Genomic DNA, 17,452 nt, shown 5'->3' with positions numbered 1-17,452 from the left:
CGGACGGGACGGGGCACGAGACTGCGGCCCGAGCACACACCCGAAATCAAGAACTTACGGAGGGGAGCCATGGCCGGAGAGCCGCAATTCGTCGAGCATGCGCGGGACGGCGACATCCATGTCCTCCGCATCGCCAATCCGCCGGTGAACACGCTGCGGACCGAGGTCCGCGCCGGCCTGCTGGACGGCATCCAGGCGGCGACGCGCGAGGGCGCGCGGGCCATCGTGCTGATGGGGTCGAACCGCAATTTCTCGGCCGGCGCCGAGATGACGGAGTTCGGCAAGCCGCGGAAGCCGCCCTCCCTGCCGGAGGTGTTCGACGCCATCGAGCAGTCGAAGGTGCCGGTGATCGCCGCCATCCACGGCAATGCGCTGGGCGGCGGGCTGGAGCTGGCGCTGGCCTGCCATGCGCGCGTCGCCGCGCCAGGGGCGCAGCTCGGCCTGCCGGAGGTGAAGCGCGGCTTCGTTCCGGGCGCGGGCGGCACGCAGCGCCTGCCGCGGCTGATCGGGATGGAAGCGCTGCGCCTCATCGTCTCCGGCGAGCCGGTGACACCGGAGGAGGCCGAGCGGCTCGGCTTCGTCGATGCCGTGCTGAGCGGCGAGCTGGAGCACGCCGCCATCGCCTGGGCGCGGGAGAATGCCGGGACGTCCTTCACCCTGGCCCGCAACCGGACGGACAGGATCGCCGGCTATGACGCCGCGCAATTCGACGAGGCCGCCAAGAAGCTCACCGCCCGCAGCCGTGGCCAGGAGAGCCCGCTCGGCTGCGTCGCGGCGGTGCGCGCCGCCTTCACCATGCCCTTCGAGGACGGGCTGAACGTCGAGCGCGAGCAGTTCACCCGCCTGGTGCAGGGCGAGCAGAGCCAGGCGCTGCGGCACATCTTCTTCGGCGAGCGCGAGGCGCAGCGCATCCCCGACCTGCCGGCGGAGGCGAAGCCCCTGCCGGTGAACCGGCTCGTCGTCATCGGCGGCGGTACCATGGGCGGCGGCATCGCCATGTCGGCGGCGAATTTCGGCCTGCCGGTGACGATCGTCGAGACCTCGGAGGAGGCGCTGCAGAAGGGCCTCAAGCGCTGCGAGGCGAATTGGGAGCGTACCGTGAAGTCCGGCCGCCTTTCCCAGGCCGAGTACGAGAAGCGCCGCGCCCTGCTCTCCGGCACCACCGAGTTCGAGAAGGCGGTCGGCGAGGCCGATCTCGTCATCGAGGCGGTGTTCGAGAACATGGCGGTGAAGAAGGAGGTCTTCGCCCGGCTCGACAAGGCGGCGCGGCCGGGCGTGGTGCTCGCCTCCAACACCTCGACCCTCGACATCGACGAGATCGCCTCGGCGACGAAGCGGCCAGAGCTTGTCATCGGGATGCATTTCTTCAGCCCGGCCAATGTCATGCGGCTGCTGGAGAACGTGAAGGGCAAGGCCTCCAGCCCGGCGACCATCGCCACGGCCACCGAGGTCGGCAAGCGGATCGGCAAGCTGCCGGTGCTGGTCGGCAATTGCGACGGCTTCGTCGGCAACCGCATGACCGGCAAGCGCGGCCCGCAGATCGAGAAGCTGCTGCTGGAAGGCTGCCTGCCGCAGGATATCGACCGGGTGATGGAGGGCTATGGCATGGCCATGGGCCCGCTCGCCACCGGCGACCTGGCCGGGCTGGATATCGGCGCGGCGGTGCGCAAGGCGCGCGGCACGGTCGCACCCGTGGCCGATGCGGTGGTCGCGGCCGGGCGGCTCGGCCAGAAGACCGGCAAGGGCTATTACGACTACGACGAGAACCGCAAGCGCATCCCTTCGAAGGAGGTCGAGCGGATCATCCTCGACCTGGCCGAGAAGATGCAGGTGCGGCGCCGCAAGATCGAGGATGGCGAGATCCTCGAGCGGGTGCTGCTGCCGATGGTCAACGAGGGCGCCCGCATCCTGGAGGAGGGGATCGCCTATCGCCCCATCGACATCGACGTCATCTTCGTCAACGGCTTCGGCTGGCCGGCCTTTCGCGGCGGACCGATGTTCTTCGCCGATCGGCTCGGGCTGAAGGCGGTGCGCGACAAGCTGGCGCATTATGCCGAGACCACCAACGACCCGAACCTGAAGCCGGCGGCGCTGATCGAGCGGCTGGCGAAGGAGGGCGGCAGCTTTGCCACGCTGAAGGGCGCCGCGAAGGGCTGATGACGCAAGGGCGCCCCTTCCCCTGGGAGGCGGCCTATCCGCCCGGCCTCGATTGGGGCGCCCCCATCGAGACCGGGACGCTCGGGCAATTGCTGGCGCGGAGCGCGGCCGAGCACGGGCCGCGCGTCGCGCTGCGCTACCGCGACGCCGCGATCACCTATGCGGAGTTGCAGGCGATGGCGCGGCGCGTCGCCGGAGCGCTGCTCGCGCTGCCCGCGGCGCGCAACGGCATCGCGCTGCTGCTCGGCAACACCGCCTTCCATCCGGCGGTGGTCTTCGGCGCGGCGCTCGCCGGGCTCCGGGTGACGCAGCTCTCGCCCCTCGATGCGCCGCGCACCATCCGCCACAAGCTGCAGGACAGCGGCGCGCGGCTGCTGGTGACGCTGGCGCAGGAGGGGCTGTTGCGGCTCGCCGGCCTGCTGCAGGCCGAGGGGCTGGTGGAGGCGCTGGCGGTCGGCGACGACGCCCGTTGGGGCGAGGGGCCGGCCTCGGCGCCGGTGCCGCCCGGGGCGCTGCGGCTCGAGGACTGGCTGCGCGCGCCCGAGCCGGCATCACTGCCAGCCGTCGCGCCCGGCGACGTCATGCTGCTGCAATATACCGGCGGCACCACCGGCCTGCCCAAGGGCGCCATGCTGACCCATGGCAACCTGACCGCCGCCTGCGCGCAATACGGGCTCTGGAATGGCGGCCGCGGGCCGGAGGCGGAGCGGCGGCAGCGGCGCGTCATCTGCGTGCTGCCGCTGTTTCACATCTACGCCTTCACCGTCGATCTGCTGACCTCGCTGCGCCGCGGCGACGAGATGCTGCTGCATGCCCGCTTCGACGCCGATGCCGTGCTGCGCGACATCGAGGAGCGGCGGGCGAGCGACATGTGCGGCGTGCCGACCATGTGGATCGCGCTCGCCAACCATCCGCGGATCGACCGGGCCGACCTTTCCTCGCTGAAGGGCGCGGCCTCGGGCGGCGCCGCCCTGCCGGCGGAGGTGGCGGCGCGGTTCGAGCGCATCACCGGCAAGCGCATCGGCGCCGGCTGGGGCATGACCGAGACGGCGCCGGCCGGCACGAGCCAGCCGAACTGGGAGGGCGCGCCGCCCCGCCCCGGCACGGTCGGCGTGCCGCTGCCGGGGATCGAGATGCGCATCGTGGCCCTCGACGATCCGGGGCGGGTGCTGCCGCCGGGCGAGACGGGCGAGATCGCGATCCGAGGCCCCAACCTCTTCGCCGGCTACTGGCGGCAGCCCGAGGCGACGGCCCAGGCCTTCCGTGACGGCTTCTTCCTCACCGGCGATATCGGGCATATGGAGCGCGACGGCGTCTTCGTCCTGACGGACCGGAAGAAGGAGATGATCCTCTGCGGCGGCTTCAACGTCTATCCGCGGCTGATCGAGGAAGCGATCCACGCCCATCCGGACGTGGCCGAATGCGCCGTGATCGGGATCGCCGATGCCTATCGCGGGCAAGCGGCCAAGGCCTTCGTCACGCTGCGGCCCGGCGCCGTGCCCTTCACGCTGGAGGGGCTCCGGCTCTTCCTGGCCGACCGGCTCGGCCGGCACGAACTGCCCGCGGCGCTCGAAATCCGGGAGACGCTGCCGCGCACGCCGGTCGGCAAGCTGGCGAAGCTTGAGCTGATCGAGGAGGAGCGGCGCCGCGGCGCCGCCGGTTGAGAGACAGAGTCACGGGGAGAGAGCCATGGAGTTGCGCTTCAGCGAGGCCGAGCAGGCCTTCCGGAAGGAAGTCCGGGAGTTCATCGCAAAGGAGTTGCCGCAGGAGACGCGCGAGCGGATGCTCGCCGGCAAGTCGCCGACCAAGCAGATGGTGGTGGACTGGCAGCGCAAGCTGAACGCCAAGGGCTGGGCGACGCCGGAATGGCCGCGCGAATGGGGCGGGCCGGACTGGACCCTCGGCCAGCGCTACATCTTCCGCGAGGAGCTGCAGCAGGCGCCGGCGCCGCAGCCGCTCGCCTTCAACACCAATATGTGCGGCCCGGTCATCGCCGAGTTCGGCACCGAGGAGCAGAAGCGTCGCTTCCTGCCGCGCATGGCCAACCTGGATGACTGGTGGTGCCAGGGCTTTTCCGAGCCCGGCGCCGGCTCCGACCTCGCCGGGCTGAAGACCCGCGCGGTGCGGCAGGGGGACCATTACGTCGTCAACGGCCAGAAGACCTGGACGACGCTGGCCCAGCATGCCGACTGGATCTTCCTGCTGGTCCGCACCGACCCGGCGGCGAAGAAGCAGGAGGGCATCTCCTTCCTGCTCTGCGACATGAAGACGCCGGGCATCACCGTCCGCCCCATCATCACCATCGAGGGTGGACATGAGGTAAACGAGGTCTTCCTCGACGACGTGAAGGTGCCGGTGGAGAACCTGGTCGGCGAGGAGAACAAGGGCTGGGACTGCGCCAAGTTCCTGCTCGGGAATGAGCGCTTCGGCCAGGCCCGCGTCGGTGCCAGCCGCGAGCGCATCCGCCGCCTGAAGACCATTGCCTCAACCGAGAGCCTCGATGGCGGCCGGCCCCTGATGGAGGACCCGGATTTCGCGCGGAAGGTGACGGAGATCGAGGTCGAGCTGAAGGCGCTGGAGATGACGGTGATGCGCGTCATCGCTTCCGAGTCCAAGCGCAAGGACAAGAAGCCCGATCCTGCGACCTCCGTGCTGAAGATCAAGGGCACCGAGATCCAGCAGATGTGCTCCGAGCTGCTGATGAAGGCGGCCGGCCCCTATGCCTGGGTCGATGGCGATCCGGAGGCGGAGGGCAGCAACGACATCGACGTGGCGCCGGACTGGGCCTTCGGCCTCGCGGGCGTCTACTTCAACTGGCGCAAGCAGTCGATCTACGGCGGATCCAACGAGATCCAGCGCAACATCATGGCCAAGGCCTTCCTGGGACTCTGACGCACATGGATTTCGATCTGACCGAGGAGCAGCGCCTCCTCCAGGACAGCGTGGCCCGGCTGCTGACCGACCGGTACGGCTTCGAGCAGCGCAAGGCCTTCATGGCGTCGCCGGAGGGCTGGAGCAAGGAGATCTGGGCGCAGTATGCCGAGCTCGGCCTGCTCGGCCTGCCCTTCGCCGAGGATGAGGGCGGCTTCGGCGGCAGCCATGTCGAGACGATGCTCGTGGCCGAGCAGCTCGGCAAGGCGATCGCGCTCGAGCCCTGGATCCCGACCGTCGTCACCGGCGGCGGCTTCCTCCGCCACGGCGCGACGGCCGAGCTGCGCGGCACGCTGGTGCCGCAGATCGCCGGCGGCGAGCTGCGCCTCGCCTTCGCGCATACCGAGCGGCAGTCCCGCTACGACCTGAACGACGTGGCGACGACGGCGAAGCGGGACGGCTCGTCCTGGGTGCTGAACGGCCGCAAGGGCATGGTCGTCCATGGCGACAGCGCCGGGAAGCTGATCGTCACCGCCCGCACCGCGGGCGGCCAGCGCGACCGCCGGGGTATCGGCGTCTTCCTCGTCGATGCCGCGGGGCCAGGTGTTACCCGCCGCGCCTATCGCACCGTGGACGGGCAGCGCGCCGCCGAAGTGGAACTCTCCAACGCCCAGGCCGAGGCGGTGCTCGGCAACCCCGAGGACGGGCTGCCGCTGGTCGATCAGGTGGTGGACGAGACCATTGTGGCGCTGGCCGCGGAGGCGGTCGGCTGCATGCAGGTCGCGCATGACATGACGATCGACTACATGAAGACCCGCAAGCAGTTCGACCGCCCGATCGGCAGCTTCCAGGCGCTGCAGCACCGCGCCGCCGACATGCTCGTTCAGCTCGAGCAGGCGCGCAGCATGTCCTACTTCGCCGCCATGGGCGTGGAGGAGCGGGACCCGGCCGAGCGGCGCAAGAACATGGCCTCGGTCAAGGTGCAGATCGGCCGCTCGGCGCGCTTCGTCGGGCAGCAGTCGATCCAGTTGCATGGCGGCATCGCCATGACGATGGAGTATGCCGTGGGGCATTACTTCAAGCGGCTGACAGTGAATGACGGCACCTTCGGCGATGCGGATTACTGGGTCCGCTTCCTCTCCGACACCGGCGGGCTGGTCGCCGCCGCGTGATCCCGCCGGCCCCGCGGCACCTTGCGATGGCCGGCTGGCCTTCCAAGGTGACGCGGGGAGCGGCCGGCGGCCGCCCAGGCAGGAGGGAAAACCCGATCCATGATCCAACTCGGCCAGACCGCACCCGATTTCGAGGCCGACACCACCCAGGGCCGCATCCGCTTCCATGACTGGCTCGGCGGCGCCTGGGGCGTATTGTTCAGCCACCCGAAGGACTACACGCCGGTCTGCACGACCGAGCTTGGCGAGACGGCGCGGCTGAAGCCGGAATTCGACCGGCGCGGCGTCAAGGTCATCGGCCTCTCGGTCGATCCGGTCGAGAGCCATGCCGGCTGGGAGGCGGATATCGCCGAGACCCAGGGCCATGCGGTGAATTTCCCGATGATCGCGGACCCGGAGAGGACGGTCTCGAACCTCTACGGCATGGTGCATCCGCAGGCCGATCCCAGCATCACCGTGCGCACTGTCTTCGTCATCGATCCGCAGAAGAAGGTGCGGCTCTTCATGGTCTATCCGCCGAGCACCGGGCGGAATTTCGACGAGATCCTGCGGGTCATCGACAGCCTGCAGCTCACTGACCGCGCCAAGGTGGCGACGCCGGTGAACTGGCGGCCGGGCGAGCGCGGCATCATCCCGCCCTCCATCCCGGACGAGCAGGCGAAGGCGCTGTTCCCCCAGGGTTGGGAGGCGAAGAAGCCCTATTTGCGTTACGTTGAGGTGAAGTAACGGCCCCCAGGGTCTTGCGCCGCCGGGGGCGTTGCGGTTGCATGCCCGCATCGCAGCATGTGACGCGACCGGGGGCGATATGACGGTTCGGTGGTTCGGGCGCCGCCAGATCCTGGCAGGTGCCGGCATGGCATTGGGGGCGCCGGCGCTCGGCCGGGCCCAGGCCGGCCCGATCCGGATCGGCGAGATCAACAGCTACACCGCGCAGCCGGCCTTCCTGCTGCCCTACCGCAACGGCTGGACCCTGGCGCTGGAGCAGGTGAACGCCGCCGGCGGCATCAACGGCCGACGGCTGGAGACGGTGCATCGCGACGATGGCGGCAAGCCGGAGGATGCGGTGCGCCTGGCGGGCGAGCTGGCGAATGCCGAGAAGGTCGCGCTGCTCGCCGGCGGCTTCCTGTCGAATGTCGGCCTCGCCATCTCGGACTATGCCAACCAAAACCGCATGCTCTACCTGGCCTCCGAGCCGCTGACGGATGCGCTCGTCTGGTCGCGGGGCAACCGCTACACCTTCCGGCTGCGCGCCAGCACCTACATGCAGTCCGCCATGCTGGTGGAGCAGGCGGCGAAGCTGCCGGCGAAGCGCTGGGCTTGCGTCGCGCCGAATTACGAATACGGCCAGTCGGCGGTGCGCTGGTTCAAGGAGCTGCTGACGCGCGCCCGGCCGGAGGTCGCCTTCGTCGCCGAGCAGTTCCCGGCGCTCGGCCGCATCGATGCCGGCGCGACCGTGCAGGCGCTCGCCGCGGCGAATCCGGAGGCGATCTTCAACGTCACCTTCGGCGCCGATCTCACCAATTTCGTCCGCCAGGGCCTGACCCGCGGGCTGTTCGAGGGGCGGCGCGTCGTTTCGCTGCTGACCGGCGAACCGGAGTATCTCGACCCGCTGCAGGACGAGGCGCCGGAGAACTGGATCGTCACCGGCTATCCCTGGGACCAGGTGAACACGCCGGAGCATGCCGCCTTCCGCGACGCCTACCGGAAGCGCTGGAACGACCATCCGCGCCTCGGCAGCGTCGTCGGGCACGACACGGTCATGGCGATCGCCGCCATGCTGCGCAAGGCGCCAGCGGTGGAATCCGAGGCAATGGTGGATGCCATGGCCGGCCTGCGCTTCGGCTCCGTCTTCGGGCCGGTGGAGTTCCGGGCCATCGACCACCAATCGACCATGGGCGCCTTCGTCGGCCGCACCGTGCTGAAGAACGGCAGGGGCACCATGGCCGACTGGCACTATGCCGACGGCAAGGACTTCCTGCCGCCGGACGAGACGGTCCGCACGCTCCGGCCGCAGAGCTGATCCCGGCGCCTTGGAGACCCTGGCCCTCCAGGCGCTCAGCGGCCTGGCCAGCGCCTCGTCGCTCTTCCTGGTGGCGAGCGGGCTGACGGTCATCTTCGGCGTCAGCCGCATCGTCAACTTCGCGCATGGCTCCTTCTACATGCTCGGCGCCTATCTCGCCTGGAGCCTCGTCACCAGCCTGCCGCGCGGCCATCTCGGCTTCTGGGGCGGCATCCTGGCGGCGGCGCTCTGCGTCGGGCTGATGGGCGCCGCGGTCGAGATGCTGCTGCTCCGCCGCATCTACCGGGCGCCGGAGCTGTTCCAGTTGCTGGCGACCTTCGGCGTCGTGCTCATCGTCCAGGACCTCGCGCTGCTCCTCTGGGGGCCGCAGGACCTGCTCGGGCCGCGGGCGCCAGGGCTGCGCGGCGGCACGATGATCCTCGGCCTGCGCTTCCCGGATTACGAGCTGTTCCTGATCGCGGTGGGGCCGGTGGTCCTCTTCCTGCTGCACCTGCTGTTTCACCGCACCCGCTGGGGCACGCTGGTGCGGGCCGCGACGCAGGACCGCGAGATGGTCGGCGCGCTCGGCGTCAACCAGCGCATGCTCTTCACCACCGTCTTCTTCCTCGGCTCCTGCCTCGCCGGGCTCGGCGGCGCGCTGCAACTGCCTCGGGAGAGCGTCAATCTCGGCATGGACCTCACCATCATCGCCGAGGCCTTCGTCGTGGTGGTGGTGGGCGGGCTGGGCAGCCTGACGGGCGCGGCGCTCGCCGCCCTGCTGATCGGCGAGCTGCACGCCCTCGGCATCCTCATCCTGCCGAAGATCACCCTGGTGCTGGTCTTCCTGGTGATGGCCGTGGTGCTCATCCTGCGGCCGCACGGGCTGCTCGGCCGGCCGCAGGCGCCGGCCGCGGCCGGACAGGCGGCCGAACCGGTCATCGGCCCGACGCCGCGGCCCCTGATATGGCTCGGCCTCGCGGCGCTGCTCGCCGCCATCGCGCTGCCGCCCTTCGCCGGGGACTACGCCCTCTCGGTGCTGACCGAGATCGCCATCCTGGTGCTCTTCGCCGCCAGCCTGCACCTCATCATGGGGCCGGGCGGCATGGCGAGCTTCGGCCATGCCGCCTATTTCGGCCTCGGCGCCTATGGCGCGGCGCTCGCCGCCAAATGGCTGCTGGCGCCGATGGCGATCGGCCTCGCTTTGGCGCCCGTCGCGGCGGGGCTCGGCGGCCTGCTCTTCGGCTGGTTCTGCGTCCGGCTCTCCGGCGTCTATGCCGCCATGCTGACGCTCGCCTTCGCCCAGATCGCCTGGTCCGTGGCCTTCCAATGGGTCGAGCTGACGGGCGGCGACAACGGCATCCTCGGCGTCTGGCCGGATCGCTGGGCGGCGCCGCGGCTGGTCTACTACTACCTGACCCTCGCCCTCTGCCTGCTGGCCACGCTGTTCCTGCGGCGGGTGATCCGCGCGCCCTTCGGCTATGCGGTGCGGGCGCAGCGCGACAGCGCCCTCAGGGCGGAGACGATCGGCATCGACGCCTTCGCCATACGCTGGCGGGCCTTCGCCCTCGCCGCCACCATGGCCGGGCTCGCCGGCGGCCTCTTCGCCTATGCCAAGGGCAGCGTGTTCCCGACCTTCCTCGGCATCTCGCGCAGCGTCGATGCGCTGCTCATGGTGCTGCTCGGTGGCGTGCAGACGCTCAGCGGGCCGATCCTCGGCGCCATCGCCTATACCGGGCTGCAGGAGCAGCTCATGCGCCTGACCGATGTCTGGCGGCTGCTCCTCGGCACCACCATCGTCCTGCTGGTGCTGTTCTTCCCGCAGGGGCTGGCGGGCGCCGCCCGGGCGCGCTGGGAGGGGCGGCATGGCGACGCTTGAGGCCGAGGGGCTGCGCAAGAGCTTCGGCGGCGTCCAGGCGGTGCGGGACGTCTCCTTCGCCGTCGCGCCAGGCGAGATGCTGGCGCTGATCGGGCCCAACGGGGCCGGCAAGTCCACCTGCTTCAACATGCTGAACGGCCAGCTCCGCCCCGATGCCGGCCGCGTCCGTCTGCGCGGGCAGGACATCACCGGCCTGACGCCGCGCAAGGTCTGGCGCCTCGGCGTCGGCCGCACTTTCCAGGTCACCGCCACCTTCGGCTCGATGACGGTGCTCGAGAACGTGCAGATGGCGCTGCTGTCGCATCACCGCCGGCTCGGTCAGCTCTGGCGGCCGGTCGCCGCCATGGACCGGGCGCCGGCCCTGGCGCTGCTCGAGCGGCTCGGCATCGCGGCGCAGGCTGGGCGGCCCTGCGGCATCCTCGCCTATGGCGACCTGAAGCGGGTGGAACTCGCCATCGCCCTGGCCAACGATCCCGCCCTGCTGCTGATGGACGAGCCGACCGCCGGCATGGCGCCGCAGGAACGCGTCGCGCTGATGGCGCTGACCGCCGGCATCGCCCGCGAGCGGCGGATCGCCGTGCTCTTCACCGAGCACGACATGGATGTCGTCTTCGTGCATGCCGACCGCATCCTGGTGCTCGACCGCGGCGCGCCGATCGCCGAGGGGCCGCCGGCCGCGGTGCGGGCCGATCCGCGCGTGCGCGAGGTCTATCTCGGCTCCGGCGCGACGCAGGGCGGGCATTGATGCTGCAGGTCTCCGGCCTCGCGGCGCAGTACGGGCGCGCCCGGATCCTGGAGGATGTCGGCCTCACGGTCGGCGCCGGCGAAGTAGTGGTGCTGCTCGGCCGCAACGGCGCGGGCAAGAGCACCACCATGAAGGCGATCATGGGGCTGGTGCCGCCGTGCGCCGGGCGGGTGCGCTTCCGCGGGCAGGAGATCGCCGGCCGCGCGCCCTTCGAGATCGCCCGGCTCGGCCTCGGCTACGTGCCGGAGGAGCGGCGCATCTTCTCCGAGCTGACGGTGATGGAGAATCTCGAGGTCGGCCGCCGCCCGGCGCCGCCCGGCCTGCGGGCCTGGACGCCGGAGCGGCTCTTCGCGCTCTTCCCGAGCCTCGGCGCCATGCGCGGCCGACCGGGCGGCCGCATGAGCGGCGGCGAGCAGCAGATGCTGACCATCGCCCGCACCCTGATGGGAAATCCGCGCCTGGTCCTGCTCGACGAGCCGAGCGAGGGGCTGGCCCCGGTGGTGGTGGAGCGCATGGCCGAGGCGATCCTGGCTCTCAAGGCCGAGGGGCTGTCGATCCTGCTCTCCGAGCAGAACCTGCATTTCGCCCGCGCCGTCGGCGACCGCGCGACCATCATCGAGAAGGGCCGCATCCGCTGGGAGGGCGGCATGGCGGCGCTGATGCAGGATGCGGCGGTGCGGGAGCAGTATCTCTCGGTTTAGCCGCAGCCCGGCAGCAGCGCCGGATCGCCAACCACCCGCAGCCCCTCCTGCAGCGAGAGCAGGGCCGCCTGGATCAGGCCGCGTTGCAGCAGCCCCTCCGCCACCGCCTCGCCGGCATCGAGCGCCGCGGCGATCGCCGTCGCCGGCAGCGGCCCGACATCCGTGGTGACGAGACGCCCGCCGAGATCGCTGTCCGGATCGAGCGACTCCGCCGGCGCCCGCCGGATCGCCGGATGCTCGGCATCGACCGCATTGCCGATGATCGTGGCCGCCGCATCGGCCGCCGCCGCGGTCGCGGCCAGCACGGTGACGGCATCGGCGATGCCGAGGGAGAAGCTGCGGCCCGGCCAGCCGGAGGTGGCGACGCCGCGCACCGGATCGGCGGCGGTCAGCCGCACCAGCCCCTCCGGCGCCGTCTCCCGCAGGCTGCGTACCAGGCCGACCCGGAGCGCCTGGCCGGGCGCGAGGAAGAGCGCGATGTCGCCGCCATTGTTGACATGCGCGCTGAGCAGGCCGGGCGTGCCGGCGATGGCCTCGCACACCTCGTCCGCCACGGCGCCGGCGACCGCGGCCATGGGCGTGACGAAGCCGCGGCGGAAGGGCCAGACCGCCGCCGCCATGCGCTGCGCCACCGGGCCCCGCAGCGGCGGCGGATCGACCCCGACCGGCTGGCGCAGCAGCGGCAGCTCCGCGGCCAGCCCGGCGAGCAGTCCCTCGAAGGTCGCCGCGGCCCGGCGCGCCGCCTCCGCCATGGCGGCGCGCGTGCCGTCGAGCCCGATCACCAGGTCGATCGGCCCCTCCTGCAGGTGCAGCCGCCCGTCCGGCAGCGCGGCGATCACGGCGCCGGCCATGGGTTCCGCGCCATCCAGGCCTCGTGCCGCGCCGCCTCGCCATGCTCGGCGAGCAGCCGCTCCAGCGGGATCGCATGCCCAACATGGCCGCCGAGCCGGGCATAGAGATCGGCGCGCAGGGTGAACTCGATCGGCGCCACCAGGGCGGGCGTCGGAACCGCGCCGAAGGCGCCGTCCGGCACCCGCAGGACGTCCGCCATGATGGTGATGCCGCCGCCGGGCCAGAGCGTGCAGGGTGCGCCGCCGATCGTCACCCGTACCAGGCTGTTCTGCACCTCGCGCGTCAGCCGCACCGGATTCTCCGTCACCCCGGCGCGCAGGCTGCCGCCGGCGCCGGCCATGAAGAGGATGGAGGTGAGGGCCTGCTCGCAATTCTCGCCGATGCGCTCGACCGTCTGCAGCACCGCGGGCGGCGTCCGCGCCGGCACCGGTCGCAGCGTCTCGTCGAGCTCGACATAGAGATGATCCTCGCCGGTGGTGCTGGTCAGCAGCAGCCGCAGCCCGGGCCAGGCCTGTTTCGGGTCGATCCGCTCGATGACGGCGAGCGGGTCAGTGATGTCGGTGCCGCCCCAGCCGGTGCCGGGATGCGCCACCTGGAAGTAGCGGCCCGGCGTCGAGCGGCGGCCGCGCAGGCGGATGCCGCTCGGCGGGATGCCGAGGCATTTGCCGGCCTGGTGCTCGGACAGCAGGCCGGTGATGTGGTCGTCCACCACGATCACCTCATCGACATGGCCGTGCCATTGCTGGGCGAAGATGCCGATGGCGGCGCTGCCGCAGCCGACGCGCATGCGCCGCTCCGGCACGCCGTTCACGATCGGCGCCTGGCCCGCCTGCAGCACCAGCCGGGCGCCGCCATCGATGCTGACCTCGACCGGCTGCTTGCCGCAGAGGGCGAGCATGGCGGCGCAGGTGACGGTGCCCTCCTTCTTGCTGCCGCCGGTCAGGTGGCGGACGCCGCCGAGGCTGAGCATCTGGCTGCCATATTCGGCCGTGGTGACATGGCCGATCGGCTCGCCATCGACCCGCACCGCCGCCGTCTCCGGGCCGAGATGCCGGTCGGTGTCGATCTTCACCTTCAACCCGCAATAGCTGAAGATTCCCTCGGTCACCACGGTGACGGTGTCGACGCCCGCATGCGCCGAGGCGACGATGAAGGGCGCCGGCTTGTAATCCGGATAGGTGGTGCCGGCGCCGATGGCGGTGACGAAGGTCGAGCTGACAAAGGTCCCGGGCGCCGGCGCGATGCCGCCATCCCAGTCCTCGGCGGCGTCGAGGAAGGGCACGGTCTCGCCGCCCGCCTCGCGGGTCCGGGTCATCAGCACCAGCGGGTCGGTGCGGACCAGCGCGCCATCCCGGTTGGCGTAGCGGCTGCAGGCGCCGGCCCGGCCGGGGCGGATGCGGCAGAGCACCGGGCAGGCATCGCAGCGGACGATGCCCTCATTGCCCTCGCGCGCGCCGAACAGGGCGGTGCGGTCCTGGCTCATCGGCGGAGCGCCTCCAGGATACGGTGGGGCAGGGCGGGGATGCGGGTCAGGGTCGCCCCCGTCGCGTCGCGGATCGCCGAGAGGATCGCCGGCGCGGTCGCCACCAGCGCCGGCTCGCCGATGCCCTTGGCGCCATAGGGGCCGAGCGGCTCCGGCGCCTCGATCAGCAGGCACTCGATCTCCGGCACGTCGCCGATGGTCGGGATCAGGTAGTCGTGCAGGTTCTCGGTGTGGCCGGGCAGGTATTCCTCCATCAGGGCGAGGCCGATGCCCTGGGCGATGCCGCCATGGATCTGCCCCTCGACCAGGGTCGGGTTGATCGCCCGGCCGACATCATGCGCCGCGACGATGCGTTGCAGATGCACGGTGCCGAGATCGAGATCCACCGAGAGGGCGGCGAGCTGCGCCGCGAAGCCATAGGTCGCATAGGGAATGCCCTGACCATCGGCATCGAGCGGCCGGGTCGGCGGGTCGAAGCGGCCGATGCCCTCGAGCGTGGACTCCAGCCCGACGGGCCGCCCATCGACCAGCAGTGCGCCGTCCCGCAAGGCCAGTCGCGCCTCCGGCCCGGCATTGGCCCGCAGCAGGATGGCCTCGCGCAGCGCTCGGCCGGCCTCGGCGGCGGCACGGCCGCTGACGAAGGTCTGGCGGGAGGCGCTGGTCTTGCCGGCATCCTCGGTGAGGTCGGTATCGCCGAGCACGAGGCGGAAGGCATCCGTGGGCAGGCCCAGCGCGTCGGCGGCGATCTGCAGCAGCGCCGTGGTGCTGCCCTGGCCGATATCGACGGCGCCGTTGTGGAAGACGAGCCCCTCCGGCCCGAGGGTGATGCGCATGGTCGAGGGGTTCGACATGCCGGTATTGCCGATGCCGTACCACATGCAGCCGATGCCGACGCCGTGGCGCTGCCGGCCGCCCCCCGCATCGGCCAGGGCGTTGGCCGCCGCCGCCGTGGCGCGCAGCGCACGCCAGCGCGGCCGCAGCGCGTCGAGGCACGCCATCAGCCCGACGGAATGCGCGAGCCGCTGCCCGGTCGCCGTCACGTCGCCCGCCCGCAGCGCGTTCAAAGCGCGGAATTCCAGCCGGTCGAGTCCCGCCGCATCGGCCAGCCGGTCCCAGAGCGCCTCCTGGGCGATGGCCGCCTGCGGCACGCCGAAGCCGCGGAAGGCGCCGGCCGGCGGGTTGTTGGTGAAGATGGCGCGCGCCCGGGCGGCGACCGCCGGCACGCGGTAGGGGCCCATGGCATGCACCGGCACCCGGCCGGCGACGGTCGGGCCCCAGCTCGCATAGGCGCCGGTCTCGTAGCGCCCCTCGAAGGCGAAGCCGGTGAGGCGCCCGGCGGCGTCGCAGCCCGCCCGCGCCGCGATGCGCGCCGGATGCCGCTTGGTGCTGCTCGCCATGCTCTCGCCGCGCGGCAGCACGGCCCGCACCGGACGGCGCAGCAGCCAGGCGGCGATGGCGAGCATGGGCTGGATGGAGACGTCGAGCTTGCCGCCGAAGCCGCCGCCGCAGGCCGAGGGGATGATGCGCACCGCCGCCTGTGGCAGGCCGAGCACGCCGGCCACTTCCTCCAGATCCATATAGGGGGCCTGGGTGCAGGCGAAGACCTCGATCCGGTCGCCCACCCGCTGCGCCCAGCCCGCCTCGGGCTCGATATAGGCATGCTCGACGAAGCCGGTCTCGATCTCGATCGCGGCGCTGTGCCGGCTCGCCCGCAGCGCCGCCTCGGCATCGCCTGAGACCACGCGGCCGGTGGTCAGCACGTTGTCGGGCCAGCGCGCCTGCACCGGCTCGCCGCCGAGTGCGTCGTCAAGCGTGACCGGGGCGAGCGGCGTCCAGGCGATGGGCAGCTCCTCGGTCCGAATCGCCTCCAGCGCGGCGCGGTCGCCGACCAGGGCGCAGAGGCAGTCGCCGCGATAGCGCACCTCGCCCGGGGCGAAGACCGGCTGGTCCTTGATGTCGGGATAGATGCCGAAGCCGTTGCGGCCCGGCACGTCGGCGGCGGTCAGCACCCGCACCAGGCCGGGATGGCGCGCCAGCAGCGGCGCCCAGTCGCCGAAGGCGAAGCGGGCGCGGGGATGGGGGCTGCGCACCGCCCGCAGCCAGAGGGCGCCGTCGGGCGCCGCATCGGCGCCGAAGCGGTCCGTGCCGCCGACCTTGGCGAGGCCGTCGGCGCGCGCCAGGCGTTCGCCCACGGCGCAGCCGGCCGCGGGCGCGACCGGTGCCGGCCCGCCGGCGAGGAAGCGATGCGCGTCGCGGACCGCCTCGACGATCTTGCGGTAGCCGGTGCAGCGGCAGAGCACGCCGCCGAGCGCCGCCGCCACCGCCGCCTCGTCCGGCCGGGCCTCGCCCGCGAGCAGCTCGCTCGCCGCCATCAGCATCCCGGGCGTGCAGATGCCGCATTGCGCCGCGCCGTGATGCAGGAAGGCACGTTGCAGCGCGTCGCCCATGGGCGACGCGGCCAGCCCCTCGACCGTGGCGACGGCATGGCCCGCCGCCTGCGCCACCGGCACGAGGCAGGCGCAGGCCTGGGCGCCATCGATTCGCACCGTGCAGGCGCCGCAATCTCCGGCATCGCAGCCAATCTTGGTCCCGGTCAGGCCGAGCTCGTCGCGCAGGATGGTGCTGAGCCGGGTCTGGCCGGGCGCCAGGACGCGGCGGGTCTCGCCATTGACCAGCAGCAGCAGGGCCGGGCTGGTCATGTCGCCGCGCTCGCCATCGGCGGGGCGAGGGCGCGCCGCAGCAGCACCAGCGCGGCATGGCGGCGATAGTCGGCGCTTGCCCGGACATCGTCGATCGGAGCGAGGGGGGCCAGATGCGCCGGCTCCGGCACCGCGGCGGCCATGGCCAGGGGCTGGCCGGCGAGCGCCGCTTCCAGCCCCGGCAGGCGCTGCGGCACCGCCGAGCAGGCACCGATGGCGATGCGGGCGCGGGCGATGCGGCCGACCTCGGCCTCGATCGTCACGGCCACCGAGACCAGGGAGATCACCAGGAAGGCGCGGCTGCCGAGCTTGTCGAAGCGGGCCGTGGCGGCGTGGCGCGGCTTCGGCACGATCACCGCCGTGACGATCTCGCCGGGGGCGAGGGCGGTCCGGCGGTTGCCCAGGAGGAAGTCCCGCAGCGGCAGGCGCCGCCGGCCCTCCCGATGCGCCAGCTCCAGCGCGGCATCCAGGGCCAGCAGGGGCGGCGCGCCATCGGCGGCGGGCGAGGCGTTGCAGAGATTGCCGCCGAGCGTCGCCCGGCTCTGCACCTGCCGGCCGCCGATCCGCGCCGCCGCCCCGCGCAGCCCGTCGAACCAGGGCGGCAATCCGGCATCGCGGATCGCCGCCCAGCGCGTGCCGGCGCCGATGCGGTGGTGGTCGGGGTGCTCGGCGATGCCGGCCATGTCGGGGAGCGCCGAGAGATCGAGCAGCGGCTGGTCCCGCGGCTGCAGCCAGGCCTCGGCGGCGGCGCGGGCGGGGTAGATGTCGGTGCCGCCCGCGAGCGGCTGCATCGCGGGCGCCGCCGCCAGCAGGTCGAGCGCCTCCCGCAGGCAGGTCGGTCGATGATAGGCGGGCATGCCCCTCCGGATGGCCTGATCGGGCCAATCCCAACCCGGC

General features: G+C 72.1%; 13 protein-coding genes. 9 read left to right on the top strand and 4 right to left on the bottom strand.

The genetic code is table 11. From position 1 onward, the window contains the following. The first annotated feature begins 69 nt into the window (after positions 1 to 69). The 9 genes from HJG45_RS11455 (at position 70) to HJG45_RS11415 (ending at position 11,521) form a co-directional block, all read left to right on the top strand. A complete protein-coding gene (locus HJG45_RS11455) occupies positions 70 to 2,157 on the top strand; it encodes a 3-hydroxyacyl-CoA dehydrogenase NAD-binding domain-containing protein (RefSeq protein ID WP_171612261.1) in 2,088 nt (695 codons plus the stop codon). Further along, complete coding sequence (locus HJG45_RS11450) at positions 2,157 to 3,821, top strand: AMP-binding protein (RefSeq protein ID WP_171612260.1); 1,665 nt, start codon at positions 2,157 to 2,159, stop codon at positions 3,819 to 3,821. The genes HJG45_RS11455 and HJG45_RS11450 overlap by 1 nt, the downstream gene beginning before the upstream one ends. 25 nt (positions 3,822 to 3,846) lie before the next feature. Next, entirely contained in the window at positions 3,847 to 5,049 is a 1,203-nt protein-coding gene (locus tag HJG45_RS11445) for an acyl-CoA dehydrogenase family protein (protein ID WP_171612259.1), read from the top strand. Positions 5,050 to 5,054: 5 nt separating this feature from the next. Beyond that, positions 5,055 to 6,200 carry an acyl-CoA dehydrogenase family protein gene (locus HJG45_RS11440; protein WP_171612258.1) on the top strand — a complete coding sequence of 382 codons (1,146 nt, stop codon included), beginning with the start codon at positions 5,055 to 5,057 and terminating at the stop codon, positions 6,198 to 6,200. A gap of 99 nt (positions 6,201 to 6,299) precedes the next feature. Next, a complete protein-coding gene (locus HJG45_RS11435) occupies positions 6,300 to 6,926 on the top strand; it encodes a peroxiredoxin (RefSeq protein ID WP_171612257.1) in 627 nt (208 codons plus the stop codon). A gap of 79 nt (positions 6,927 to 7,005) precedes the next feature. Next, positions 7,006 to 8,220, top strand: a complete 1,215-nt coding sequence (locus HJG45_RS11430) for an ABC transporter substrate-binding protein (RefSeq protein WP_171612256.1) — start codon at positions 7,006 to 7,008, stop codon at positions 8,218 to 8,220. Positions 8,221 to 8,230: 10 nt separating this feature from the next. Next, positions 8,231 to 10,075 (top strand): ABC transporter permease, encoded by a 1,845-nt coding sequence (locus HJG45_RS11425; RefSeq protein WP_171612255.1) that lies wholly within the window; start codon positions 8,231 to 8,233, stop codon positions 10,073 to 10,075. Continuing rightward, positions 10,062 to 10,820 (top strand): ABC transporter ATP-binding protein, encoded by a 759-nt coding sequence (locus HJG45_RS11420; RefSeq protein WP_171612254.1) that lies wholly within the window; start codon positions 10,062 to 10,064, stop codon positions 10,818 to 10,820. The genes HJG45_RS11425 and HJG45_RS11420 overlap by 14 nt, the downstream gene beginning before the upstream one ends. Next, positions 10,820 to 11,521 carry an ABC transporter ATP-binding protein gene (locus HJG45_RS11415; RefSeq protein ID WP_171612253.1) on the top strand — a complete coding sequence of 234 codons (702 nt, stop codon included), beginning with the start codon at positions 10,820 to 10,822 and terminating at the stop codon, positions 11,519 to 11,521. Before HJG45_RS11420 ends, HJG45_RS11415 begins: the two co-directional genes overlap by 1 nt. On the opposite strand, the gene HJG45_RS11410 is transcribed toward HJG45_RS11415, so the two are convergent. From HJG45_RS11410 to HJG45_RS11395, 4 genes are read right to left on the bottom strand one after another with little or no spacing between them, the layout of a single operon-like run. After that, a complete protein-coding gene (locus tag HJG45_RS11410) occupies positions 11,518 to 12,372 on the bottom strand; it encodes a UPF0280 family protein (protein WP_171612252.1) in 855 nt (284 codons plus the stop codon). The two genes, HJG45_RS11415 and HJG45_RS11410, sit on opposite strands and share 4 nt — an antisense overlap. Then, positions 12,357 to 13,856, bottom strand: a complete 1,500-nt coding sequence (locus tag HJG45_RS11405) for a 6-hydroxynicotinate reductase (RefSeq protein ID WP_171612251.1) — start codon at positions 13,854 to 13,856, stop codon at positions 12,357 to 12,359. The genes HJG45_RS11410 and HJG45_RS11405 overlap by 16 nt, the downstream gene beginning before the upstream one ends. Further along, positions 13,853 to 16,555 carry a molybdopterin cofactor-binding domain-containing protein gene (locus HJG45_RS11400; RefSeq protein ID WP_171612250.1) on the bottom strand — a complete coding sequence of 901 codons (2,703 nt, stop codon included), beginning with the start codon at positions 16,553 to 16,555 and terminating at the stop codon, positions 13,853 to 13,855. The genes HJG45_RS11405 and HJG45_RS11400 overlap by 4 nt, the downstream gene beginning before the upstream one ends. Beyond that, positions 16,552 to 17,412, bottom strand: a complete 861-nt coding sequence (locus tag HJG45_RS11395) for a xanthine dehydrogenase family protein subunit M (RefSeq protein WP_171612249.1) — start codon at positions 17,410 to 17,412, stop codon at positions 16,552 to 16,554. Before HJG45_RS11395 ends, HJG45_RS11400 begins: the two co-directional genes overlap by 4 nt. Between the last annotated feature and the right edge of the window lie 40 nt (positions 17,413 to 17,452).

It is taken from the genome of Roseicella sp. DB1501 (genome assembly GCF_013112485.1).
Classification (GTDB): Bacteria; Pseudomonadota; Alphaproteobacteria; order Acetobacterales; family Acetobacteraceae; genus Paracraurococcus.
This window is presented reverse-complemented; position numbering and strand designations above follow the sequence as displayed.

Bases quoted from the DNA above. Each gene is read 5' to 3' on its own strand.
- HJG45_RS11395 (WP_171612249.1), bottom strand. From the start codon at position 17,412: ATGCCCGCCTATCATCGACCGACCTGCCTGCGGGAGGCGCTCGACCTG.
- HJG45_RS11415 (WP_171612253.1), top strand. From the start codon at position 10,820: ATGCTGCAGGTCTCCGGCCTCGCGGCGCAGTACGGGCGCGCCCGGATC.
- HJG45_RS11430 (WP_171612256.1), top strand. From the start codon at position 7,006: ATGACGGTTCGGTGGTTCGGGCGCCGCCAGATCCTGGCAGGTGCCGGC.
- HJG45_RS11445 (WP_171612259.1), top strand. From the start codon at position 3,847: ATGGAGTTGCGCTTCAGCGAGGCCGAGCAGGCCTTCCGGAAGGAAGTC.
- HJG45_RS11450 (WP_171612260.1), top strand. From the start codon at position 2,157: ATGACGCAAGGGCGCCCCTTCCCCTGGGAGGCGGCCTATCCGCCCGGC.
- HJG45_RS11435 (WP_171612257.1), top strand. From the start codon at position 6,300: ATGATCCAACTCGGCCAGACCGCACCCGATTTCGAGGCCGACACCACC.
- HJG45_RS11400 (WP_171612250.1), bottom strand. From the start codon at position 16,555: ATGACCAGCCCGGCCCTGCTGCTGCTGGTCAATGGCGAGACCCGCCGC.
- HJG45_RS11455 (WP_171612261.1), top strand. From the start codon at position 70: ATGGCCGGAGAGCCGCAATTCGTCGAGCATGCGCGGGACGGCGACATC.
- HJG45_RS11420 (WP_171612254.1), top strand. From the start codon at position 10,062: ATGGCGACGCTTGAGGCCGAGGGGCTGCGCAAGAGCTTCGGCGGCGTC.
- HJG45_RS11405 (WP_171612251.1), bottom strand. From the start codon at position 13,856: ATGAGCCAGGACCGCACCGCCCTGTTCGGCGCGCGCGAGGGCAATGAG.
- HJG45_RS11410 (WP_171612252.1), bottom strand. From the start codon at position 12,372: ATGGCCGGCGCCGTGATCGCCGCGCTGCCGGACGGGCGGCTGCACCTG.
- HJG45_RS11440 (WP_171612258.1), top strand. From the start codon at position 5,055: ATGGATTTCGATCTGACCGAGGAGCAGCGCCTCCTCCAGGACAGCGTG.